Origin of the sequence: Pseudomonas chlororaphis subsp. aurantiaca (genome assembly GCF_013466605.1) — a bacterium.
GTDB lineage: Bacteria > Pseudomonadota > Gammaproteobacteria > Pseudomonadales > Pseudomonadaceae > Aquipseudomonas > Aquipseudomonas chlororaphis_I.
Map to the genome: position 1 here is coordinate 183,233 of NZ_CP059162.1, position 22,894 is coordinate 206,126.

14 protein-coding genes and 1 pseudogene are annotated in these 22,894 nt (G+C 66.1%); 11 read left to right on the plus strand and 4 right to left on the minus strand.

What is annotated here, in order from left to right; genetic code table 11:
• The first annotated feature begins 17 nt into the window (after positions 1 to 17).
• The 4 genes from H0I86_RS00780 to H0I86_RS00795 all read left to right on the plus strand — a co-directional run bounded on the left by H0I86_RS00780 (position 18) and on the right by H0I86_RS00795 (position 5,272).
• Positions 18 to 935 carry a LysR family transcriptional regulator gene (locus tag H0I86_RS00780; protein ID WP_180923506.1) on the plus strand — a complete coding sequence of 306 codons (918 nt, stop codon included), beginning with the start codon at positions 18 to 20 and terminating at the stop codon, positions 933 to 935.
• Between the two features lie 242 nt (positions 936 to 1,177).
• The gene (locus tag H0I86_RS00785) at positions 1,178 to 2,722 is read left to right on the plus strand and encodes an MFS transporter (RefSeq protein WP_180923507.1); all 1,545 of its coding nucleotides are present in this window, start codon (positions 1,178 to 1,180) and stop codon (positions 2,720 to 2,722) included.
• A 25-nt stretch (positions 2,723 to 2,747) separates the two neighbouring features.
• On the plus strand, positions 2,748 to 3,806 hold the full coding sequence (locus H0I86_RS00790) for an HlyD family secretion protein (protein ID WP_180923508.1): 1,059 nt from the start codon (positions 2,748 to 2,750) through the stop codon (positions 3,804 to 3,806).
• Positions 3,803 to 5,272 carry an efflux transporter outer membrane subunit gene (locus tag H0I86_RS00795; RefSeq protein ID WP_180923509.1) on the plus strand — a complete coding sequence of 490 codons (1,470 nt, stop codon included), beginning with the start codon at positions 3,803 to 3,805 and terminating at the stop codon, positions 5,270 to 5,272. Before H0I86_RS00790 ends, H0I86_RS00795 begins: the two co-directional genes overlap by 4 nt.
• Here the strand turns inward: H0I86_RS00795 and H0I86_RS00800 are convergent.
• Complete coding sequence (locus H0I86_RS00800) at positions 5,235 to 5,954, minus strand: DUF3142 domain-containing protein (protein WP_097306756.1); 720 nt, start codon at positions 5,952 to 5,954, stop codon at positions 5,235 to 5,237. The two genes, H0I86_RS00795 and H0I86_RS00800, sit on opposite strands and share 38 nt — an antisense overlap.
• Before the next feature lie 2 nt (positions 5,955 to 5,956).
• Positions 5,957 to 8,119 (minus strand): PA5441 family protein, encoded by a 2,163-nt coding sequence (locus H0I86_RS00805; RefSeq protein ID WP_180923510.1) that lies wholly within the window; start codon positions 8,117 to 8,119, stop codon positions 5,957 to 5,959.
• 241 nt (positions 8,120 to 8,360) lie between these two features.
• On the opposite strand from H0I86_RS00805, the gene H0I86_RS00810 reads away from it, so the two are divergent.
• From H0I86_RS00810 to H0I86_RS00825, 4 genes are read left to right on the plus strand one after another with little or no spacing between them, the layout of a single operon-like run.
• A complete protein-coding gene (locus H0I86_RS00810) occupies positions 8,361 to 9,143 on the plus strand; it encodes an efflux RND transporter periplasmic adaptor subunit (protein ID WP_180923511.1) in 783 nt (260 codons plus the stop codon).
• Positions 9,140 to 10,459 carry an efflux RND transporter periplasmic adaptor subunit gene (locus H0I86_RS00815; RefSeq protein WP_180923512.1) on the plus strand — a complete coding sequence of 440 codons (1,320 nt, stop codon included), beginning with the start codon at positions 9,140 to 9,142 and terminating at the stop codon, positions 10,457 to 10,459. Before H0I86_RS00810 ends, H0I86_RS00815 begins: the two co-directional genes overlap by 4 nt.
• On the plus strand, positions 10,459 to 12,555 hold the full coding sequence (locus tag H0I86_RS00820) for an efflux RND transporter periplasmic adaptor subunit (protein WP_180923513.1): 2,097 nt from the start codon (positions 10,459 to 10,461) through the stop codon (positions 12,553 to 12,555). Before H0I86_RS00815 ends, H0I86_RS00820 begins: the two co-directional genes overlap by 1 nt.
• 27 nt (positions 12,556 to 12,582) lie before the next feature.
• Positions 12,583 to 13,086 carry a GNAT family N-acetyltransferase gene (locus tag H0I86_RS00825; RefSeq protein ID WP_180923514.1) on the plus strand — a complete coding sequence of 168 codons (504 nt, stop codon included), beginning with the start codon at positions 12,583 to 12,585 and terminating at the stop codon, positions 13,084 to 13,086.
• A gap of 60 nt (positions 13,087 to 13,146) precedes the next feature.
• On the opposite strand, the gene H0I86_RS00830 is transcribed toward H0I86_RS00825, so the two are convergent.
• Positions 13,147 to 13,458: a DUF6916 family protein gene (locus tag H0I86_RS00830; RefSeq protein ID WP_025808557.1), complete on the minus strand. Its 312-nt coding sequence runs from the start codon at positions 13,456 to 13,458 to the stop codon at positions 13,147 to 13,149.
• A gap of 53 nt (positions 13,459 to 13,511) precedes the next feature.
• Positions 13,512 to 14,099 carry a phage tail protein gene (locus H0I86_RS00835; RefSeq protein WP_180923515.1) on the minus strand — a complete coding sequence of 196 codons (588 nt, stop codon included), beginning with the start codon at positions 14,097 to 14,099 and terminating at the stop codon, positions 13,512 to 13,514.
• 222 nt (positions 14,100 to 14,321) lie between these two features.
• On the opposite strand from H0I86_RS00835, the pseudogene H0I86_RS00840 reads away from it, so the two are divergent.
• From H0I86_RS00840 to H0I86_RS00850, 3 genes and pseudogenes are all read left to right on the plus strand, one after another.
• Positions 14,322 to 15,011 (plus strand): annotated as a pseudogene (locus H0I86_RS00840) (glycosyltransferase family 39 protein); the annotation flags it as partial.
• A 265-nt stretch (positions 15,012 to 15,276) separates the two neighbouring features.
• Positions 15,277 to 16,122, plus strand: coding sequence for a sulfotransferase family protein (locus H0I86_RS00845; protein ID WP_180923516.1), 846 nt, complete (start codon positions 15,277 to 15,279; stop codon positions 16,120 to 16,122).
• Between the two features lie 52 nt (positions 16,123 to 16,174).
• Positions 16,175 to 22,855: an Ig-like domain-containing protein gene (locus H0I86_RS00850; protein ID WP_180923517.1), complete on the plus strand. Its 6,681-nt coding sequence runs from the start codon at positions 16,175 to 16,177 to the stop codon at positions 22,853 to 22,855.
• The last annotated feature ends 39 nt before the right edge of the window (positions 22,856 to 22,894 follow it).

The following is a 22,894-nucleotide window of genomic DNA, read 5'->3' on the forward strand; positions in this document are numbered from 1 at the left end:
AGCCACGAGTGCTCAGCATGCAACTCCCGGACATGAACCTTCTGGTCGCCCTCGACTCCCTGCTCGACGAGGGCAGCGTGGTGGGCGCGGCGCGGCGCATGAACCTCAGCCCGGCGGCCATGAGCCGGACCCTCACGCGCATCCGCGAGTCGCTGGGCGACCCGATCCTGGTGCGCGCCGGCCGTGGCCTGGTGCCCACGCCCAAGGCCCTGGAGCTGCGCGGCCAGGTACGCGATCTGGTGGAGCAGGCGGCGCTGGTGTTCCGTTCCGGCGACCAGGTCGACCTCAGCACCCTGCGCCGCCGCTTCAATGTGCGCGCCAACGACTTCTTCGTCGGCGTCTATGGCGGCCGGCTGATCGATACCCTGGAGCGCCAGGCGCCCCATTGCGAACTGCGTTTCGTTCCCGAAGGCGATGGCGACGACGAGGCCCTGCGCGAAGGGCGGATCGACCTGCGCATCAGCAACACCCGGCCGCTGACCCCGGAAGTGAAGGTGCAAAACCTGTTCTCCACCACCTTCGTCGGCCTGGTGCGCGAGCATCATCCGTTGCTCGACGAGGAGATCACCGCCGAGCGTTTTGCCGCCTTTCCGCACATCAGCATGTCCCGGCGCGGCATCGCCCGTGGGCCGATCGATGCGGCCCTCGGCGACCTGGGGCTGGAGCGCCGGGTGCCGCTGATCGCGCCGAGCTTCCATGCCGCGATGTTCATGCTGCCGGATTCGGACCTGATCCTGCCGGTGCCCAAGGAAACCCTGCTCAGCGTGTCGCGCCTGGGCCTGCACCTGCGTTCCTTCGCCTTGCCGATTCCGCTGCCGACCCTGGTGCTGACCCAGGCCTGGCACCCGCGCTACGACAAGGACCCGGCGCACAAATGGTTCCGCGAGACCCTGCGCGCCTCCTGCAACGAAACCTGGCACGCCGCCCAGCCCTGACGTCATCTTCTTCTGTAGGAGCGAGCGGGCGGCGATTCGACTTGCCCGCGATTGGCCTGTTGGATCACGCCGTCTGGTTTTGCGACGGCTGCGCCGCCGATCGCAGCCTCGCGGGCTCGGCAGCGGCTACCCGTCATCCAATCGTTGCGTATGGCGCACTTATAAGCTGTCGATAAGTCAGTTTTCGTCAGCTGTCGGGCTTTTTAAACTGCTTCGGTATTTCCATCGGAGTCGTTACCTTCATGAGTTCCCTCGCCGTGGCTGTGCCGGCACCCGTTGAAGTGGCCAGCAAACCGGCAGCTGTCAGCCCCGCGGTCTTCGGCCCGCGAATCATCATTGGCCTGCTCGGCGTATTGCTGGCGGTGCTGGTGTCGGGCCTCAACGAGATGGTGACCAAGATCGCCCTGGCCGATATCCGTGGCGCCCTGGCCATCGGCTACGACGAAGGCACCTGGCTGGTGGCCAGCTACACCGCCACCTCGGTGGCGGCCATGGCCTTCGCCCCCTGGTGCTCGGTGACCTTCTCGCTGCGCCGTTTCACCCTCTGCGCCATCGCCCTGTTCACCGTGCTGGGCGTGCTCTGTCCGTTCGCCCCGAACTACCACAGCCTGTTGCTGCTGCGCACCGTGCAGGGCCTGGCCGGCGGCGCGCTGCCGCCGATGCTGATGACCGTGGCCCTGCGGTTCCTGCCGGCCAACGTCAAGCTCTACGGCCTGGCCGGCTATGCCCTGACCGCCACCTTCGGCCCGAGCCTGGGCACGCCGCTGGCCGCCCTGTGGACCGAATACGTCGGCTGGCAGTGGGCGTTCTGGCAGGTGGTGGCGCCGTGTTTGCTGGCGATGCTCGCGGTGGCCTACGGCTTGCCCCAGGACCCGCTGCGCCTGGAGCGCTTCAAGGCGTTCAACTGGCGCGGCCTGCTGCTGGGGTTTCCGGCGATCTGCATGCTGGTGATCGGCATTCTGCAGGGCAATCGCCTGGACTGGTTCGGCTCGCCGTTGATCTGCCTGCTGCTGGGCGGCGGCGCGTTGTTGCTGGTGCTGTTTCTGATCAACGAATGGTCGCAGCCGATCCCGTTCTTCAAGTTGCAGATGCTCGGCATCCGCAACCTGTCGTTCGCCCTGCTGACCCTGGCCGGGGTACTGGTGGTGCTGACCGCGGTGATCATCATTCCGTCCAGCTTCCTGGCCCAGGTCCAGGACTATCGGCCGTTACAGACCGCCCCGGTGATGCTGGTGATGGCCCTGCCGCAACTGATCGCGCTGCCGCTGGTGGCGGCCCTGTGCAACCTGCGCTGGGTCGATTGCCGCTGGGTGCTGGGCATCGGCCTGACGATGCTGGTGCTGTCGTGCCTGGGCGGCACGCAACTGACCTCGGCGTGGATCCGCGACGATTTCTACGTGCTGCAACTGCTGCAGATCTTCGGCCAGCCGATGGCGGTGCTGCCGCTGCTGATGCTCTCCACCGGCAGTATCCAGCCGATCGAGGGGCCGTTCGCTTCCGCCTGGTTCAACACCGTGAAGGGCCTGGCGGCGGTGATCTCCACCGGCGTGCTGGATGCCCTGACCACCCACCGCCTGCACTTTCACTCGACCATGCTGGTGGACAGCCTTGGCAACTCGCCGCTGAGCGCCATCGACGCTAGCAACCTCGCCCAGCGCCTGCATCGTCAGGCCGTGGTGCTGACCTCCGCCGACCTCTACTACGTCATGGCTGGCGTGGCGGTGGCCATGATCCTGCTGATTTTCTGGCTACCGACGCGGATCTATCCGCCACGCGCGCCGACTTGAACGTTCACTGAGACAGAAGGTTTTTATGACGATCCACATCAAACACAAAATCGCCGTCAGCGTGGCGGCGGTCGCGGTCCTTGGCGTGCTAGTGTATCTGCTCACCGGCAAGGCCACCGAGCAGACCACCAACGATGCCTTCGTGAGCGCCGACTACACCCTGGTGGCCCCGCGCGTGGCGGGTTTCATCAAGGAAGTGCTGGTGGAAGACAACCAGCGGGTCAAGGCCGGCCAGTTGCTGGCGCTGATCGACGATCGCGACCTGCGCGCCGCGGCCCAGGCGGCGGACGCCGAAACCCTGGTGGCCAAGGCGCAGCTGCAGAACGCCCGCGCCACCCTCGACCGGCAAAGCTCGGTGATCGCCCAGGCCCAGGCCTCGGTGGTGGCCGCGCGGGCGGAAATGGCCTTCGCCGAACATGAACTGAACCGCTACAACCACCTGGCCGGAGTCGGCGCCGGCACGGTGCAGAATGCCCAGCAGGCCAGGACCCGCATCGACCAGGCCCGCGCGCGGCTGGCCACGGCCACCGCGGCGCTGGCGGCGGAACGCAAGCAGGTGGAGATCCTCACCGCCCAGCGCGATGCCGCCGAGGGCGGGCTGAAGCGCGCCCAGGCGGCCCTGGAAATGGCCAGTTACGAGCTGTCCTACACGCGCATTGTCGCGCCGGTGGACGGCATGGTCGGCGAGCGCGCGGTGCGGGTCGGCGCCTATGTCACGCCGGGCAGCAAGATCCTCGCCGTGGTGCCGCTGGAGCAGGCCTATGTGGTGGCCAACTTCCAGGAAACCCAGCTGGCCCGCATGCGCCCCGGGCAGCCGGTCGCGGTGCGGGTCGACAGCCTGGACGGCGAAATCCTGCGCGGCCGGGTCGAGAGCCTGGCGCCAGCCACCGGGGTGACCTTCGCCGCGGTCAAGCCGGACAACGCCACCGGCAACTTCACCAAGGTGGTACAGCGCATTCCGGTGAAGATCCTGCTGGAGCCCGGCCAACCCATGGCCGAGCGCCTGCGGGTCGGGATGTCGGTGGAAGCGAGCGTCGATACCCTGGGCAAGGCCAGCTCCGTGCGTGAGGTGGCGAAGCGATGAGTCGTCTGCTCCAGCCGGTGTTCGCCCTGAGCCTGTTGTCCCTGGCCGCCTGCACTGTCGGCCCGGATTTCCAGCGCCCCGAAGGGCCGCGGGTCGAGGCCTGGGCCAGCCCGCAAAAGGCCGCGCCGAGCCAGGTGGTGACCAGCCCCCTGGACGAGCGCTGGTGGGATGTCTTCAACGATCCGCAGCTGTCGGCCCTGAGCCGGCGCGTGCTGACCGACAACCTCGATCTGCAACTGGCCACCAGCCGCCTGCAACAGAGCCGCGCGGCGCGCAAGGTGATCACCGCCGAGCGTTATCCGACCAGCAGCGCCAGCGGCGGCTATGCGCGCAAACGCAACAGCGGCGAAGGCCTGAACGACCCGTCGGGTCACGAAGGCAAGTCCGCCTTCAGCCTGTGGGACGCCGGCTTCTCGGCTTCCTGGGAGCTGGACTTCTGGGGCCGCGTGCGACGCGAAACCGAGGCCGCCGACGCGACCCTGGAAGTCGCGGAAAACGATCGGCGCGGGGTGCTGCTGTCGGTGCTGGCCGAGACCGCCCAGGACTATATCCAGCTGCGCGGCGTGCAGAGCACCCGCGCGGTGACCGAGCAAAACCTCGACGTCGCCCGCCACAGCCTCAAGCTCTCGCAGCTGCGCCTGGCCGACGGCGTGGCCACCGACCTGGACGTGGCCGAAGCCGCCGCGCAGGTGGCGACCATCGAGTCGCAACTGCCGGCCTTGCAGCAGCGCCAGGCGCAACTGATCAATGCCCTGAGCCTGCTGATGGGCGAGCCGCCCCAGGCCCTGCACGCCGAACTGGCAGCGGATGCGCCGGTGCCGCAAACCCCGACCCAGGTCGCCATCGGCCTGCCGTCGCAACTGGCCGAACGCCGCCCGGACATCCGCCAGGCCGAAGCCCGCCTGCATGCCGCCACCGCCAGCATCGGCGTGGCCAAGGGCGACTTTTATCCGCGCATCACCCTGTCGGGCAACTTCGGCTCCCAGGCCATGCAACTGTCGGACTTCGGCTCCTGGGGCTCGCGCCAGTTCGGTATCGGCCCGCAGTTCAGCCTGCCGCTGTTCGACGGTGGCCGCCTGCGCGGCATGCTGCACCTGCGCGAAGCCCAGCAGCAGGAAGCGGCCGTCGCCTACCAGCAGACCGTGCTGCGCGCCTGGCATGAAATCGACGACCAGCTGACCCGCTACAACAGCAGCCAACTGCGCCGCGACAGCCTCGCCGAAGCGGTACGGCAGAACCAGATCGCCCTGCGCACCGCGCAACAGCAATACGTCGAAGGCGTGGTGGACTTCGTCAACGTCCTCACCGTCCAGGGCGCCCTGCTCGCCACCCAGGAACAACTGGTGGAAAGCTCGACCGGCGTTTCCCTGGCCATGGTCGGCCTGTACAAGGCGCTGGGCGGTGGCTGGGAGTCGGTGTATCCGTTGGCTAGCGCGGATTCTGCAAAAACACCACATACCCCCTGAACCACGGGCTGTCTTTCAGGTAGTCCGGTTCCTGCCATTCGCCGCCCTGGATCAGGCCCACCTTGAATGGCAGGCCCATGCGGTCGAGGCGGGGCAGGTAGGCGGCGTAGTTGGGAATGCTGTGGCGGCCCTGGTAGGTCTGTACCACCACTTCGTCGACGACGCCCTTGAGGCCGGCGATGGCTTCGGGGTTGGCGTTGCTGCTCCAGTCCATCAGGCCGGTGATGCTCAGGCGGTACTGCGCGGGCAGGCGCTGGCGCAGGTCGCGCAGGAAACTGGTGTATTCGTCGAGGTAGCGGGTGCGGGCGTCGAAATCGATCTGGATGCCGACCACCGGGTTGCCGGCCTGCTGCCAGCGTTGCACCTGGCCCAGCAGTTGGCTGTAGACCGGCTCCGGCCAGTGCAGGGTGTGGGCGCGGTAGACCACCCAGACCTCGCCCTGGCGCAGGCGCGGAATGGCCATGCCCTGGGCGATGAAGTGCACGTTGCCACTCGGGTCGCGACGCGAGCGGCTGATCTGCCCTTGCAGGATGTACAGGGTCTTGGCCTGGTTCAGCACCGGTTGCGGGGCGACGCCGCTCCACAGCCAGAAGGCCTGGTGGTCGCGGGCGTCGACCGCCGCCTGGGCACTGCCGGTCAGCAACAGCCAGGCCGGCAGCAGGCATTTCCAGAAACCGCTCATGCTTACCAGTAGTACTGCAGCGACTTGCCCCACTGGGTGTCGGCGAAGGTGCCTTTGAGCTGGCGGAACCAGGCCTTGCGCACCGCCGGTTCGACTTCCTTGCCACCACAACGGTTATTGCCCGACGGCGCATAGCAATTGATCGCGCGGTACAGGGCGTAGGCGCGGTCGTCGCGTGGTGCCTTGGTGTTGGCGATCACCTGCTTGTAGCCCTCGAGGCGGGAGAACAGTTCACCCTTGAAGGCCGTTGGCGTGCCGCCCAGGGACGGGCTGTCGGGCTGGCGATCCAGGGGCATGCCGTCCAGGCCGTTGCGCAGGATGAACTCACCGAAACAGTTCAGGCCTTGCGGGTTTTTCCCATCCTTCTCCAGGGTCGCCGCGGTTTGCGCGATGCTTGGGCAGGCGTAGCCGGACTCGGCCGCATCACCGCTCCACTGGAACAGGGTGAGCGACGGGCCATCGCTGTAGACGGCACCCAGGCTGTAGCCGAGTTTTTCCTCGGATACGCTAGCGGGAAGCTGCTTGAGGTCGCTGGCGAAGGCCGCGTACTGGCTGCGCATCAGGTCCTTGTAGAGCAGCACGAATTGCGCGGTATTGCGCTCGACCGGGTCGGCGGCCTGGCCGATCTGCTGGCGTAGCAGATCGGCGCCAGCCACATGACGCAGCAGGATAAAGCGCACCTGCGGACTTTTGATCGGCGAGTCGGCGGCGAACACCTTGGCCAGTTGCTGGTTGCGTTCGTAGTTCATCGCCAGGGCCAGCTCCAGCTGTTCCCGTTGCAGCGGTTGCTTGGCCAGGGGCAGCAGTTGCAGCCACAGGGCCTGGGCGCCAGCCCTGTCGTTCTTCGTTTCCAGGGCCAGGCCGCGCAGGGTCTGCTGGCTGAAGGCGAGGTAGTCGAGGTTGGCGGGCAGCTCGCCGGGCAGCAGTTTCAGCGCGGCGTCCGGGTTGTTATCCACATACAGGGCGAAGGCCGCCAGCAGGTAGTCGTGCAGCGCCGGTTGCGCGGCGAATGCCGCTTTCTGTTGCTGCAAGGCCTCGCGGGTCAGTCGAGGCTCGGGTTGCTCGCGCATCCACATCAGGTCGTTGACCGCCAGCAGCAGGGGCGTGCTGATCGGGTTGTGGTTGACCATCAGCAGCTTGGTGTCGACTTCTTCCACCAGATCGTTCAGCGACAGGTTGCGCTGCTCGTCGTTGGCCTGGGTCATCTGCCAGGCGTAGTCGGCGGCCAGTTTGTCCGGATTGCCGTCCAGCCAGTGCACCCGGCGCAGCAGGCCCTTGGCCGAAGCGGCGTAGGCACCCTGTGGATAAGTTTGCAGGTAGGCGTCGAAGCCGGTTTCGGCCTGTTGCAGCAGCGACTTATCCACATGCTCGAGCTCGGGCATGCCGTATTCGTCGAAGGCGTTCTGCTGCGCATTGTTGAGGGTGCTGCGGGCGTTCATGTACAGCGCGGTTTCTTTCAGCCAGGCATTCGGGCTGTCCTTGAGGCTGGCGAACGCTGCGTCGGCCTCGCTGAAGCGCCCGCTGTAGAAGTCGCCGGCGGCTTGTAGATAAGTGGCGAAGTCCTTGCCCTGCGGGGTCTGTAGATTGGTTGGCAACAGGCTGGCCAGTTGTGGACTTTCCCAGCTGCAGGCGGCGAGCAGCTTGACCCGGCTTTGCGCCAGCGCCTGGCGTTCGCTGCCCGGCAGGTCGGCGGCGATCAGCTGGTCGATGAAGGCCTGGGCGCTGGCGTCCGAGTTGCTGCGGCAACGGCTACCTTCGCCAGACAGAAACGCATCGCCGGCCGCTTGTGGGGTTTCGCGCACCACCTGCAAGGCTTCCAGGCGGCCGTTGAGGTCAGTGTCGTCCGTGGTAACTATGGGTTCGGAGCTGGACGGGGGGGACAGGTGCCACACGGGAAACGGCACCGCTCCATACCCTTCGGCCAGGTCGTCGGCGTCCAGCGCTTTCGGCGCCAGGGGCAAGGCGCCGCTGTCGGCCAGCAACAGGCGCAGGTTCACCCGGCTGTCGTTGCCCGGGTTGAGAAACGGCAGGCTGCTGCAGCCTTCGAGGTTTTTTTTGAGCAGGGTCCAGCGCGGGTAACAGGAATCGTCGGAGCTGGCCTGGGCCTGATTGCAGAGGAGGGCGCCGAGCGCCAGTGTCAAAGACGACAAAAGACCGATACGCATGAATTGTCCTTAATCCGAAACTATGGGAGCCGAAGGTCCAAGTGTGGCGCAAATCATACAGAAGGCATTCGCGGGCATCTAAAATACCCACACGACCCGATACACGCCGCGCCGGACAAGGCATCTATGCTGTCAGGCGGGTGCTCGATGCCGTTGTCGGGATTGATAAAGATAGTGGCCATTTGCTTGACGCTTGCGCTTGCTGTCTTAGACTCCGCCCATCCGTCAGGGAGTTACGGTTATGCGGCGATTTCAAGGATTGGGATTGGGATTGACCTGCCTGGTGTGCGTGGCCCAGGCGCAGACGCCTGCACCAGACGATCCCCTGCTCAATGACACTGCTGCCGGCGCCGCCGTGGCGAGCGGCAGCGAAGCGCGAGGCGTGCTGCGGGCCAAGGATCAGGCGGTATTGGCCGGCGAACTGTCCGGGCGCATCGTCGAGTTGCCCTACAGCGAAGGCGAGTCCTTCAAGAAAGGCGACGTGCTGGCCCGCTTCGATTGCTCGGCCTACCAGGCCCAGCTCAATGCCGCTCAGGCCGCCAGCCGCGGCGCCAACGAAGAGCTGGCGCACAACCGCCAATTGGCTTCGCTCAACTCGGTCGGCCGCTTCGAAGTGGCGCGAGCCGCGGCCAAGGTCTCCGAGACCCAGGCGCAATCCCAGGTCTATCAGGTGCAGGTCAAGCGTTGCAGCGTGGTCGCACCGTTCGACGGGCAGGTGGTGGAGCGCAAGGTGAAACGCTACGAAAGCGTGACGGCCGGCTCGCCCTTGCTGGAAATCGTCGACAACCGCTCCCTGGAAATCCACCTGCTGGTGCCGTCGAGCTGGATGGGCAAGCTCAAGGCCGGGCAGACCTTCAGCTTCGTCCCCGATGAAACCGGCAAGCCGCTGGCCGCCACGGTCAAGCGCCTCGGCGCGCGGATCGACGAGGGCAGCCAGACGCTGCTGCTGGTGGCGGCCGTGCCCAACGCCGAGGGCCTGCTGGCGGGCATGAGTGGCACGGCGCGGTTCGCGGAGCTCAAATGAACGCACCGGTAGCGGGCGCCGCCGAACAGGTCTTCGCCCGGTTCCTCGACCTGGAGCGCCAGACCCGCGCCGCGCGCACCGTCGAGCAACTGGCCTACAGCCTGGTCAACGACGGCCAGGCGCTGTTCGGCTTTCGCCACGCGGCGCTGGTGATCGCCGGCAAGGTCCGCGCGGTGACCGGCGTCAGCGCGCTCGACCCGAATGCGCCCTTCGTGGCTTTCGTCGAACAGGCGGTGGCCCAGCTGTTCAAGCTCGAACTCGTGCAACAGGCGCGGGTGGTCGCGGCCGAGCAACTGAGCGCCCCGGTGCGGGCCGACTGGCAGAGTCTGTCGGCGGCCCAGGTGTTCTGGTTGCCGCTGATCGATCGCCAGGGCGCGGTCTTTGGTGGCCTGTGGCTGGCCCGCGACACGCCGTGGAACCCTTCCGAACAGGTGCTGCTGGCGCAACTGGGCGACACCTACAGCCACGCCTGGCTGGCATTGCAACCGCGCAAGCCGTGGCGCCTGCGCTGGAATCGAAAGCGCCGCCTGGCGCTGCTGGCGGTGGTGTTGCTGGGGCTGCTGATTCCGGTGCGGCAATCAGTGCTGGCGCCGGCCGAAGTGGTGCCGTTGGGCGGGCGCGTGGTGGCGGCGCCGCTGGACGGGGTGATCGCCGAGTTCCTGGTCAAGCCCAACCAGACGGTGAAAGCCGGCGACCTGCTGCTGCGTTTCGAAAACACCACCCTCAACGCCCAGGCCGACGTCGCCGCCCGCGCCTTGGGCGTGGCCGAGGCGGAATTGAAGACCAACTCCCAGCGGGCCTTTGCCGATGCCGAATCCAGCTCGAAGATCGACCTGCTGGCGGCCCGGGTCGAACAGAAACGCGCCGAACGCGATTACGCCCGCGAGTTGCTCAAGCGCAGCGAAGTACGGGCCGAACGTGACGGTATCGCGGTGTTCGCCGATGCCGAGCGCTGGACCGGCAAACCGGTACAGACCGGCGAGCGGCTGATGGAAATCGCCGACCCGAGCCAGGCCGAGTTGCGCATCGAACTGGCCGTGGGCGATGCCATTGCCCTGGAGCCCGGCGCGCAGGTGGCGCTGTTTCTCGACAGCGACCCGTTGCAGCGCCATCTGGCCAGCCTCGAACGGGCGGCCTACGAAGCGCAGCCGACGCCGGGCGGACAGCTGGCCTACCGCCTCGATGCGCGTTTTCGCGACGCGCCACCGCGGATCGGTCTGCGCGGCACGGCCAAGCTCTTCGGTGAGCGCGCGCCGCTGGCGCTGTACCTGCTGCGCCGGCCCCTGGCCGGTCTGCGGCAGAGCGTGGGGTTGTAATGAACCTGCCGGGCCTGCGTGCGGACTTGCAGCTGTCGGCAGCGGCGCCGGCGCTGGATGGTTCGCCGCGCTGGACCCTGGCCGATCCGGTGCGCGGCCGTTATTTCAAGCTCGGAGCGGCGGCGATGCGCTTGCTCAGGCACTGGTCCCTGGGGGACGCCGGGCAGGTGCTGCACGCCGCCAACCGCGAACCGGGGCTGCCTCTGGGCGGCGCGGAGCTGGAAGAATTGCTGGGCTTTTTGCGCAGTCATGACCTGATCACCGCCCTCGATCCGCAACAGCGCGCCAGCTATGACCTCAAGGCCGCCGCGCAGCACCAGAGCCTCTGGCAGGTGCTGCTGCACCAATACCTGTTCTTTCGTATCCCGCTGTGGCGCCCGGACGCCTTTCTCAATCGCGCCTGGCCGTGGCTGGCGCGATTCGGGTCGGGGCTGCTGCGTTACGGCTTGCCCCTGACCCTGGGGCTGGGCGTGTTCCTGGTATCGCGGGACTGGCAGCGCTTCCTGGCGACCTTCCCCCACCTGTTCAGCCTCGGCGGCGCCCTGGCGTTTGGCGTGGCGCTGTTCTTCGCCAAGCTGTGCCATGAGTTCGGCCACGCCTTCATGGCCAAGCGTGCCGGCTGCCGGGTACAGAGCATGGGGGTGGCGTTCATGGTGCTGCTGCCGATGTTCTACACCGACGTCAGCGATGCCTGGCGAGTCAACGATCGTCGCGCGCGCTTGCTGATCGGCGCCGGTGGCGTACTGGCCGAGCTGCTGCTGGCCAGCATCGCCCTGCTGGCCTGGTCGCTGCTGCCGGACGGCCCGGCGCGCACCGCGGCTTTCATGCTCGCCAGCGCGACCTGGATCACCACCCTGGTGATCAACCTGAACCCTTTCATGCGCTTCGATGGCTACTTTCTGCTCAGCGACTTCTGGGAGGTGGACAATCTCCAGGGGCGGGCCTTCGCCCTCTGTCGCTGGCGCCTGCGCGAGGCCTTGTTCGGCTACCGGCAGCCCGCGCCGGAACCCTGGTCGCCGGCCATGCAGCGGCGTCTGCTGTGGTGGGGTTATGGCTCGTGGCTGTGGCGCGCGGTGCTGTTTTTCGGGATTGCGCTGGCGGTGTACCACCTGTTTTTCAAGCTGCTGGGCATCTTCCTGATGCTGGTGGAACTGGTGTGGTTCATCTTCTTGCCCATCGTGCGCGAATGGCGCGAATGGTGGACGCGCCGCGAGCAGGCCGATGCGCCGCGGGTGTTGCTCAGCAGCCTGGGGCTGGTGGCGGCGCTGTTGCTGGTGGCGGTGCCCTGGCGCAGTTCGGTGGAGGTGCCGGCGATGCTTGAGGCCGGGCGTGCCAGCGCCTTGCATGCGCCGGTGGCGGCGCGGGTCCGGCAGGTCAATGTCAGCGACGGTCAGGCGGTGAGCAAGGGCCAGGTACTGGTGGAACTCGAGTCCCCGGACCTGGCGTCGCGCCAAGCCATCGCGCGCCGGGAAATCGAGATCCAGCAACTGCAGATGCGCCGCCGCGCCGGGCGCAGCGAGACCGCGGCCGACGCCGGGATTGTCGAGCAGCAGCTGGCCGAGGCGGTGGCCGAGTACCGCGGCCTGTCGGCGCAACGCGAGCGTTTGCTGCTGCGGGCGCCTGAGGCTGGCCAGTTGCGTGACCTGCTGCCGCAACTGCAGGTGGGCCGCTGGGTATCGTCCAAGGATCCGCTGGCCCGGGTGGTCGAGCCGGGGGCGCGCTTGCGCGGTTTTCTGGCCGAGGCCGAACTATGGCGAGTCGCGCCGGGCGCCACGGGGCGCTTTATCGCCGACGACCCGATGCATCCGGCGCTCGAGGTGCAACTGACCGAAGTCGACACCAACGGCGTGGCTTATATCGACCAGGAGGCGCTGACTTCCGATCACCATGGGCCGATTGCCGTGCGCCGCGATGAAAACCGCCGCGCCGAACCGGTCCAGGCGCAGTACGGCGCGCGGCTCAAGGTGCTCGACACCAGCGTCACCCCGAGCCAGCCGCTGCGCGGCGTGGTGGTGTTGCAGGGGCGTGGCGAGTCGCTGCTGGGCACGGCCTGGCGGCGTCTGGCGGCGCTCGGCGTGAGGGAAAGCGGGTTCTGAGACAAGGAATGTTCAGGGAGAGCGCATATGTTGCATAAGGATTCAGCCATGTCCGATGGCCTGGTGGTACGTCCGTCGCGGCCCACCGACGGACCGTTCCTGCAAAGCCTTTACCGTTCGGCGCGCAGCGATCTGCAATGGATCGACGGCGAACAGGAGCAGATCGAGCAGGTGATCGCCCAGCAGTTCCAGGTCCAGGAGCAGGGCGCGGGGGAGAATTTCCCCGGCGCCATGCAGTACGTGATCGAAAAACTCGGCAGCGCCATCGGTGCCTTGACCACCGATTTCGGCCCCAATGAAATCCGCGTGCTGTACCTGGCGTTCATTCCCGCTGCCCGCGGTCGCGGCTATGGGCGCACCGTGCTGCGGGGTGTGCAGAAGGCCGCCGAGCAGGTGCGTTGCCCGGTGGCCACGGTGGTCTGGGCCAGCAACCCCCATGCGCGCCGGCATTACCTGGCGCTGGGGTTTCAGGTCGAGGAAGCCAACCCGGCGGCCGAGCGGCTGGTGTGGTATCCCGGTCCGCGCGGCTGAGCGGCGCAACCCGGCGGATTCGAGCCAGTGCCTGGGGCGATGCCGCCAGGCACGCCCGGTTCAGTTGAAGGCGATATAGAAATAACCCAGCGTCGGGTCGCGGCCCAGGGCCGGCACCCGCGACACGAACATGTCTTGCAGATGGCCGACGCCGGGCAGCTCCAGGTCGCACAGGCCGTCGACGAACTCTGTCGGCTCCAGGCTGTTGAGTTCGACGCAGAAGGGCATGCGCGCGCTGTTCGGCATGCGGGCCTGGGGGGTGTCCTTGATGGACTCTATATGGACCGGCAAGACGCTGCCGTCCGGTAGCAACAGGTTGCAGGTTTGCCCCAGCAGAGGCTGGAAATGCTCACTTTGCAGCAGATGCAGCATGGCGCCACTCCTGGCCGGAAAAAGGGCCGGGGGGACGTCCCCCGGCGCGAACTTCAATTGCGCGATGGGAACAGGCCGTTCAGGGCCACGCTGAAGTTGATCACCAGGAACGGGTTCATCACCGGCAGCGGCAGCCCGTTGCCGGCGGGCGAGATGGTGCCGGTGATCGTGGTACTGACCCCCTGGAGCGGCACGGGCGTGGTGCCTTGCTTGTCGGAGTAGATGGTGGCGGTGCCCGGCCCGCCGCCGGAGGTGCCGATGAACGAGTTGGTGGCCGTCGGGGTACTGGCCGGGTTGCTGGCGGGGTTGGCCAGCTGCAGCGTGGTGGCGGCGCTCAGGCTGGCGAGGGTATGGGTGTGGGCAGGCAGGTTGTTGAGGGTGGGGGTGACGTTTTCGGTGCCGGAAACCTCGCCGATTACCCGGGGCGTCAGGCCCAGCCCGTTGCCCTGGCCGATGGGCAGGCGCCCTTGCAGGTTCGGCAGCTGGAAGTTGGTGGTGCCGTTGCCGCCGTAGTAGGTGCCCAGCAGCGAAAACAGCGCCTGGTACTGCGAGATCCCTAGGGTCTGGCCGTAACACGAGGCCCAGCCGTTGGGAGGGAAGTTAAAGGAAAAAGCTTGAATGGTGCCCATGAACACTTCCATAGTTTTTTATCCTTCAGGTTAATCAGTGAAACTCCCTGAGCCGATCCCTGGTGTCTGGCCTGACAGCTTGACCGATACGGTCAGAACGCCAAGCGGGCTCATTGACCGCAGTGGTTAGCGTAGACGCTGTTCCGCCAGTCGCCCGAGGTGATGGGGTGCCTTATGTCTGGCCGGATAAACAGCGATGCTGTGCTGGCAAAACGCGGGTGCAGGGGACGATTCATGGCGTTTCGCAGAGAGCCGCAATGGCTGGATACGGCCGAGCCGGGCATCACCCATCGGCTGACGAGCGACGCCCAGCGCCTGATCGCGCTGCTGCGGGCGTACTGGCTGCTGCCGATCCTGCTGCTGGCGGTGGCCACCCGTTTCTATGACCTGACCGCCGCGCCATCTGGGGCGATGAAGCCTCCAGCCTGCTGCCCACCGCCATGCGCTACAGCCAGGAAGTGCGCATGTATGCGTTGTTGGGAGTGTGGCTGCTCGGCCACCCTGGCCCTGGTGTACTGGGTCAGGCAGCCTCGGCGTCGGCGCTACCTGGTGTATTACACGCTACTGATGAGCGCGGCGTTCTACACCCACTATTTCACCGCGCTCTGCGTGCTTGCCCATTGGTTGTACCTGTTGCTGCTGCGCCTGCAAGCAACGCTCCAGAGCCGGGCGATCAACCGGTCGGGCTGGTGGCTGGCCAATGCTGCCATCGTCATGTTGTTCGCCCCCTGGCTGCCGGGACTGGTGGACCTGCTGCAACACATCGACCAGCTGAAAGCCAGCGGCGACGTGGGCTGGGAGCCGTCGGTGGACCTTTCCTCGCTGCCCTCGATGGTCTGGCAACTGCTGATCCAGGGCGATGGCGAAACCCGTTCTCCGCTGCTGTTCGCGAGCCTGCCGCTGCTGGTGCTGGGCGTCGGCGGAAATGCTGGGTAGCCAGCCAGGGAAACCTGCGGGATAGACGTCTTGGGCGATTTTTGCGCAAAAAAACGGCCTGTGAACCGGCCGGTGACGAAAGGCAGGATTCAGGGCGGTCAGGGGCTTAATCGATTCATGTTCAGTCCCAGAGCGGCTGCTGTTTTTTTGAGCACACATTTTTTGTGGTTTTGCTCCGAATTGATATCAAAACACCACTAGTTGGTTTTCTGAGCTTGCACTACGCTTTGCCACAAATGGACTTATAGCTAGGGTGAAGGGATTGCCGCAGTTCCACTTTATCTCCGGTTTACCGCGCTCAGGGTCGACCCTGCTGTCCGCCATTCTGTTGCAGAACCCGCGCTTTCACGCCGGCATGACCAGCCCGGTGGGCGCGCTGTTCAGCGGCATCCTCGAACAATGCAGCGCCGGCAGCGAATTCGGCGCGGTCATCGATATCGACATGCGCCGCCGCTTGCTGCGCGGGCTGTTCGACTCCTACTACGCCGACAAGGCCGACAAACCGGTCATCTTCGACACCAACCGCCAGTGGTGCGCGCGCCTGCCGGCCTTGAAGGACCTGTTCCCCAAGGCCAGGACCATTGCCTGCGTGCGCAATGTCGCCTGGGTCATGGACAGCCTGGAACGGCTGTACCGGGCCAACCCCTTCGAAAACACCAAGCTGTTCGGCGATGCGGTCGAGCGCAATTCGGTCTACAGCCGCTGTGAAACCCTGGCCCAGCACAACCGCCTGGTGGGTTACGCCTGGACGGCCTTGAAAGAGGCCTATTACGGCGAAAACGCCGATTCGATGCTGATCGTCGACTACGACCTGCTGAGCCAGGCTCCGGAGCGGGTGATGCGGCTGATCTACGACTTTATCGGCGAACCCTGGTTCGAACACGATTTCGACAGCCTGGCCTACGACGCGCCCGAGTTCGACCAGGCGCTGGGGGTCGCGGGCCTGCACAAGGTCAAGGCGCGGGTGGCGCTGCAGTCGCGGCGCACCATCCTGCCGCCGGACCTGTTCGAGAAGTATGCGGAGTTGTCCTTCTGGAAAGACGGGGCATCCAGCGCCGCCAATGTCATTCGCATGAAATCCGACGCCGCGGTCCGTTGATCGCGGTCTTTCAATTCGCACCTTTCAGCACGTTCGAGTCCGGGTGAGCATCATGTGGTGGAGCAAAGGCAAGTCGCGGGTCAATCAGCGGGCCACCGGACGGGCGAATGCCCTGGCCTCACCGATGATCATGCCCCTGGAGCCGCGCATGCTGTTCGACGGCGCGGTGGCGGCGACGGTGGCCGAGGCCGTCCAGCCGGACAGCCCCACCACCACGGACGTGGCCAAGACGCCGACCGCCGCCGATCAGCCGAGCGTCAGCAAGGACACCCACGGCCAGGCCGATGCAGCGCCTGCCGCGGCCCCGACCGCGGTGCCGGGGCTGACGGTGGTGTTCGTCGATTCGCGGGTCAAGGACGCCGACAGCCTGCTCCAGGGCCTGGCGCCCGGCACCCGGGTGGTGCAACTGGGGGCGAACCAGGATGGCCTGCAGCAGATCGCCGATTACCTGGACCAGCATCAGGGTGTCAGTTCGGTGCAGATCATCGCCCATGGCAACGCCGGGGACCTGTGGCTGGGCAACAGCTACCTCTCGGCTGACAACGTCCAGGCGCGCAGCTCGGTACTGGCGGACATCGGCCAGGACATGAACGCCGGCGGCGATATCCTGATCTACGGCTGCTACACCGCCGAGGGCGAACGCGGCCTGAGTTTCGTCGACTCGCTGGCACAGCTCACCGGTCGCGACGTGGCCGCCTCCAGCGACCGCACCGGCGTGGGTGGCGACTGGGAACTGGAGATCGCCACCGGCAACATCGAAAGCGCCAACGTGCTGTCCACCCAGGCCATGCAGGATTATCAGTGGGGGCTGGCGACCTGGACCGCCACCAACAACGCCGACACCGGCGTGGGTTCGTTACGGGCGGCGCTGGCGTCGGCGCAGAACGGCGACATCGTCACCTTCAGCAGCGGCATGACGGTGCAGCTGACCTCCGAGCTGCTGGTCAACAAGAACGTGACTATCGACGGCGACCTGAACAACGACGGCGCGGCGGACGTGATCCTCGACGGCCAGTACCGCACCCGGGTCATCGAAGTGAGCGCGGGCAGTACCGTGACCCTCGACGGCCTGGTGATCACCCGGGGCCTGGTTTCCGGTAACGGCGGCAATGGCGGGTACGGCGCGACCGGCGCCATGGCCGGGGGGATTTTCAACGCCGGCAATCTCACCCTCAACAACGTCACCGTGACCTCCAACGCGGCTTCGGGCGGCGGTGGCGGCGGCGGTGTCACCAGCGCGTTCTACGGCGGTGGCGGTGGCGGCGGCGGCGGGCTGGGTGGCCAGGGTGGCGGCCACGGCGGCTCCGCCGGCCCCGGCACCGGCACGCTCGGCGGCCAGGCTGGCGGTGGTGGCGTGGGCGGTTATGGCGGTGGCTACGACGCCACCCATATGGGCGGTCGCGGCGGTACCAGCACCGGCGGCGCGGGCGGTCTGGGCGTCTCCTACTACAGCAACGGCGGCAACGGCGCCACGGCCACCAACGGCACGATTTCCATCGGCGGCGGTGGCGGCGGCGCGGGTTGGGACAAGGTCGGCGGCGCGGGCGGCAATGCCGCCGGCGGTATCTACAACGCCTCCAGCGGCACCATCACGGTGATCGGCACCTCGACCATCAGCAACAACATCGGCGCGGGCGGCGGTGGTGGCGGCGGTGGCGGCCAAGGCAGCAACGCCAGCAACGGCGGGATTGGCGGCCGGGGTGTCGGCGCGGTCTGGAACAAGGGCACCTTCCTGATCACCGCGGCCAACTTCGCCGCCCTGAGCGGCAACGCGGCGGCCAGTGGCGCCGGTGGCGTAGCGCTGGGCGGTGGCAGCACCGGTACTTCGCCGACTTCGGTGGCGACCATCTACAACGACGGCGGCACCCTCAACACCGCCTATGCCCCACCGCCCACCGCGACCATAGTGGTGGCCGATACCACGTTGAGCATCGGCGAGACTTCGCTGGTGACCATCACTTTCTCGGAGGCGGTGACCGGTTTCACCAACGCCGACCTGACCATCGCCAACGGCACCTTGACCGCGGTCAGCAGCAGCGACGGCGGCATCACCTGGACCGCCACCTTCACCCCGACGTCGAGCATCACCGATACCAGCAACGTGATCACCCTGGATAACACCGGGGTGATCAATGGCCTTGGCACCGCCGGGGTCGGCACCACCACCTCCAACAACTACGTGGTCGATACCGTACGGCCGACCGCGACCATCGTGGTCGCGGACAACGCCTTGCGAGTCGGTGAAACCTCGCTGGTGACCATCACCTTCAGCGAAGCGGTCAGCGGCTTCACCAACGCCGACCTGACCATCGCCAACGGTACCTTGACCGCGGTGAGCAGCAGCGACGGCGGCATCACCTGGACCGGCACCTTCACCCCGAGCGCCAGCATCAGCGATACGACCAACCTGATCACCCTGGACAACACCGGCATCGCCGACCAGGCCGGCAACGCTGGCAGCGGCACCACCGATTCCAACAATTACGCCATCGACACCGTCCGCCCGACCGCGACCATAGTGGTCGCCGACAGCGCCCTTACGGCGGGCGAGACATCCCTGGTGACCATCACCTTCAGTGAGGCCGTCAGCGGCTTCACCAACGCCGACCTGACCATCGCCAACGGCACCTTGACTACGGTCAGCAGCAGCGACGGTGGCATCACCTGGACCGCCACCTTCACCCCGACCGTCGGCATCGCCGATGCCAGCAACCTGATCACCCTGAACAACACCGGGGTCACCGATGTGGCCGGCAACACCGGCAGCGGTACCACCAACTCCAACAACTACGCCATCGATACCGTCCTGCCGACCGCGACCATAGTGGTCGCGGACAACGCCTTGAGGATCGGTGAAACCTCACTGGTGACCATCACCTTCAGCGAGGCGGTGAGTGGTTTCGACAACAGTGACCTGACGGTGGCCAACGGTACCTTGAGCGCGGTGAGCAGCAGCGATGGCGGTATTACCTGGATCGCCACCTTCACCCCGACCTCGAGCATCACCGATACCACTAACGTCATTACCTTGAACAACAGCGGCGTGACCAACGCTTCCGGCAACGCCGGCAGCGGCACCACCGACTCCAACAACTACGCGATCGATACCGTACGGCCGACCGCGACCATCGTGGTCGCGGACAACGCCTTGCGAGTCGGTGAAACTTCGCTGGTGACCATCACCTTCAGCGAAGCGGTCAGCGGTTTCACCAACGCCGACCTGACCGTCGCCAACGGCACCCTGACCGCGGTGAGCAGCAGCGACGGTGGCGTCACCTGGACCGCGACCTTCACTCCGAGCGCCAGCATCAGCGACAGCAGCAACCTGATCACCCTGAATAACACCGGCATCGCCGACCAGGCCGGCAACGCCGGCAGCGGCACCACCGATTCCAACAATTACGCGATCGATACGGTGCGGCCGATCGCGACTATCGTGGTCGCCGACAGTGCTCTCAGCGCCGGTGAAACCTCGTTGGTGACCATTACCTTCAGCGAGGCGGTCAGCGGCTTCACCAACGCCGACCTGACCATCGCCAACGGCACGCTGACCGCAGTGAGCAGCAGCGACGGCGGCATCACCTGGACCGCCACCTTCACTCCGACCGTCGGTATCGCCGATGCCAGCAACCTGATCACCCTGAACAACACCGGGATCAGCGACCTGGCCGGCAACACCGGCAGCGGCACCACCAACTCCAACAACTACAGCATCGAAACCGTGGTGCCGACCGCGACCATAGTGGTCGCCGACAACGCCTTGAAGGTCGGTGAAACCTCACTGGTGACCATCACCTTCAGCGAAGCGGTCAGCGGTTTCAGCAATGCCGACCTGACCGTGGCCAACGGCACGTTGAGCGCGGTCAGCAGCAGCGACGGCGGCATCACCTGGACCGCCACCTTCACCCCGACGTCGAGCATCACTGACACCAGCAACGTCATCACCCTGGATAACAGCGGGGTGACCAACGCCTCGGGCAATGCCGGCAGCGGCACCACCGATTCCAACAACTACGCCATCGATACTATTCGTCCGAGCGCGACTATTGTGGTCGCCGACAGCGCCCTGGGCGTGGGCCAGACCAGTACCGTGACCATCACCTTCAGCGAGGCGGTGACCGGTTTCACCCTGGCCGACCTGACCGTGGCCAACGGTGTGCTGAGCGGCTTGAGCACCAGCGACAACATCACCTACACGGCGACCTTTACTCCGGCCGCCGGCATCACCGACAACAGCAACCTGATCACCCTGGACAACACCGGGATGACGGATGGGGCGGGCAATACCGGCAGCGGCACCACCGACTCCAACAACTACGCCATCGACAGCCAACGTCCGACTGCCACCATCGTCCTCTCCGACTCGACCCTCAAGGCCGGCGAAACCTCGGTGGTGACCATCACCTTCAGTGAAGCAGTGACCGGTTTCGACAACAGCGACCTGACGGTGGCCAACGGTACCCTGAGCGCGGTGAGCAGCAGCAATGGCGGCATCACCTGGACCGCCACCTTCACCCCGACAGCCGGCATCACCGACCTGAGCAACCTCATCACCCTGAACAACACCGGCACCACCGACGTGGCCGGCAACAGCGGTACCGGGACCACCAACTCAGCCAACTACAGCATCGAAACCGTGGTGCCGACCGCCACCATCGTGATCGCCGACACGGCCTTGAAGGCCGGCGAAACCTCGCTGGTGACCATTACCTTCAGCGAGGCGGTCAGTGGTTTCGACAACAGCGACCTGAGCATCGCCAACGGCACCTTGAGTGCGGTCAGCAGCAGCGACGGCGGTGTCACCTGGATCGCCACTTTCACCCCGACAGTCGGTATCACCGATACCAGCAACGTCATCACCCTGAACAACAGCGGCGTGATCAATGTCTCGGGGAATACGGGCAGCGGCACCACCGACTCGAACAACTACGTCATCGACACGGCTCGCCCAACCGCGACCATAGTGGTAGCCAACCCGATCCTGCCGATCGGCGAAACCAGCCTGGTGACCATCACCTTCAGCGAGGCGGTCAGCGGTTTCGACAACAGCGACCTGACGGTGAGCAACGGCACCCTGAGCGCGGTCAGCAGCAGCGACGGCGGCATCACCTGGACCGCGACCTTCACCCCGAACGTCAACGTCAGCGACGCCACCAACCTGATCACCCTCAACAACAGCGGGGTCAGTGACGCGGCGGGCAACGCCGGCAGCGGCAGCACCGACTCGAACAACTTCATCATCGACACCGGGCGGCCGACCGCCACCATCGTGCTGGCCGACACTGCCCTGAAGGCGGGCGAAACCACCACTGTGACCATCACCTTCAGCGAAGCGATCAGCGGCTTCACCAACTCGGACCTGACGGTGGCCAACGGTACCCTGGGGGCGCTGAGCAGCAGCGATGGCGGGGTTACCTGGACCGCCACCTTTACCCCGGCCATCAACATCAGCGACAGCAGCAATCAGATCACCCTGAACAACGCCGGAGTGATAGACGCCGTCGGCAACACCGGCAGCGGCACCACCGACTCGGCCAACTACGTCATCGATACCCTGCGCCCCACCGCTACCGTGGTGGTCGCCAACCCGATGCTGGCCGTGGGCGACACGTCCCTGGTGACCATCACCTTCAGCAAGGCGGTCAGCGGTTTCGACAACAGCGACCTGACGGTGGCCACCGGCACGCTCAGCGCGCTGAGCAGCAGCGATGGCGGCATTACCTGGACCGCGACCTTCACGCCGAACACCGACGTCAGCGATACGACCAACCTGATCACGCTCAATGGCAGTGGCGTGACGGACGCCTCGGGCAATACCGGGCTGGGCAGCACGGATTCGAACAATTACCTGATCGACACCCAGCGGCCGACGGCGACCATCGTGGTCGCCAACGGCAGCCTCGGCGTGGGCCAGACCAGCAGCGTGACCATCACCTTCAGCGAAGCGGTGAGCGGTTTCACCAACTCGGACCTGACGGTGGCCAACGGCACCTTGAGTGCCCTGAGCAGCAGCGACGGCGGCCGGACCTGGACCGCGACCCTGACGCCAACCGCCAACATCAGCGATACCAGCAACCTGATCACCCTGAACAACAGCGGGGTGAGCGACGCATTCGGCAATACCGGCACTGGCAGCACCGACTCCAACAACTACGCGATCAACACCGTGCCGGCGGCCAACCCAGCCACGGAGCTGCCGGTGGGCGATCCGGAATTCCGCTCGAGCGACCCGGTGGTTCCGCCGCTGCCGCCTTATGTGCCGCTGCAGCCCACCATCACCACGTCACCAGTTGGCGACCTGGGCTCGCCATTGGCCTTCGCGCCGCTGTTCGAGCAGCGGGTGCTCGGCGATGGCATCCGGCCGTTGGGGGATATTTTTGTCAATAACGGCGCCCTGGCGCCGAGCTTCATTGCCCAGGTATTCGGCAGCAGCGATGCCGGTGGCGACGGTAATGGCCATGGGTTCCTCGGCTTCGGTGGCGGCGATGGCGGGGTGTTCAGCCAAAGCACGCTGTCGGTGCTGTTCGGCCAGGACTCCACTGAGGACGGCGGTTCGCTGAAGCCCTTCGGCGACAAGTCCAGGGCCGGCGATCTTTCCCAGGGTGGGCGCGGGGTGTTCGGGGCACCGTCGCTGACCCAGCAACTGCAAGTGATGCAAGACACGGAGCAACGGCCGATCCGCGATTTGGCCAAGGCGTTCGAACAGGCCGGCATCAGCGCAATGCAGGCCTGAAAATAATACATAAATACGATGCGGCACCCAGGGGCGAGA

Bases quoted from the DNA above. Each gene is read 5' to 3' on its own strand.
- H0I86_RS00780 (WP_180923506.1), top strand. From the start codon at position 18: ATGCAACTCCCGGACATGAACCTTCTGGTCGCCCTCGACTCCCTGCTC.
- H0I86_RS00785 (WP_180923507.1), top strand. From the start codon at position 1,178: ATGAGTTCCCTCGCCGTGGCTGTGCCGGCACCCGTTGAAGTGGCCAGC.
- H0I86_RS00790 (WP_180923508.1), top strand. From the start codon at position 2,748: ATGACGATCCACATCAAACACAAAATCGCCGTCAGCGTGGCGGCGGTC.
- H0I86_RS00795 (WP_180923509.1), top strand. From the start codon at position 3,803: ATGAGTCGTCTGCTCCAGCCGGTGTTCGCCCTGAGCCTGTTGTCCCTG.
- H0I86_RS00800 (WP_097306756.1), bottom strand. From the start codon at position 5,954: ATGAGCGGTTTCTGGAAATGCCTGCTGCCGGCCTGGCTGTTGCTGACC.
- H0I86_RS00805 (WP_180923510.1), bottom strand. From the start codon at position 8,119: ATGCGTATCGGTCTTTTGTCGTCTTTGACACTGGCGCTCGGCGCCCTC.
- H0I86_RS00810 (WP_180923511.1), top strand. From the start codon at position 8,361: ATGCGGCGATTTCAAGGATTGGGATTGGGATTGACCTGCCTGGTGTGC.
- H0I86_RS00815 (WP_180923512.1), top strand. From the start codon at position 9,140: ATGAACGCACCGGTAGCGGGCGCCGCCGAACAGGTCTTCGCCCGGTTC.
- H0I86_RS00820 (WP_180923513.1), top strand. From the start codon at position 10,459: ATGAACCTGCCGGGCCTGCGTGCGGACTTGCAGCTGTCGGCAGCGGCG.
- H0I86_RS00825 (WP_180923514.1), top strand. From the start codon at position 12,583: ATGTTGCATAAGGATTCAGCCATGTCCGATGGCCTGGTGGTACGTCCG.
- H0I86_RS00830 (WP_025808557.1), bottom strand. From the start codon at position 13,458: ATGCTGCATCTGCTGCAAAGTGAGCATTTCCAGCCTCTGCTGGGGCAA.
- H0I86_RS00835 (WP_180923515.1), bottom strand. From the start codon at position 14,099: ATGGAAGTGTTCATGGGCACCATTCAAGCTTTTTCCTTTAACTTCCCT.
- H0I86_RS00850 (WP_180923517.1), top strand. From the start codon at position 16,175: ATGTGGTGGAGCAAAGGCAAGTCGCGGGTCAATCAGCGGGCCACCGGA.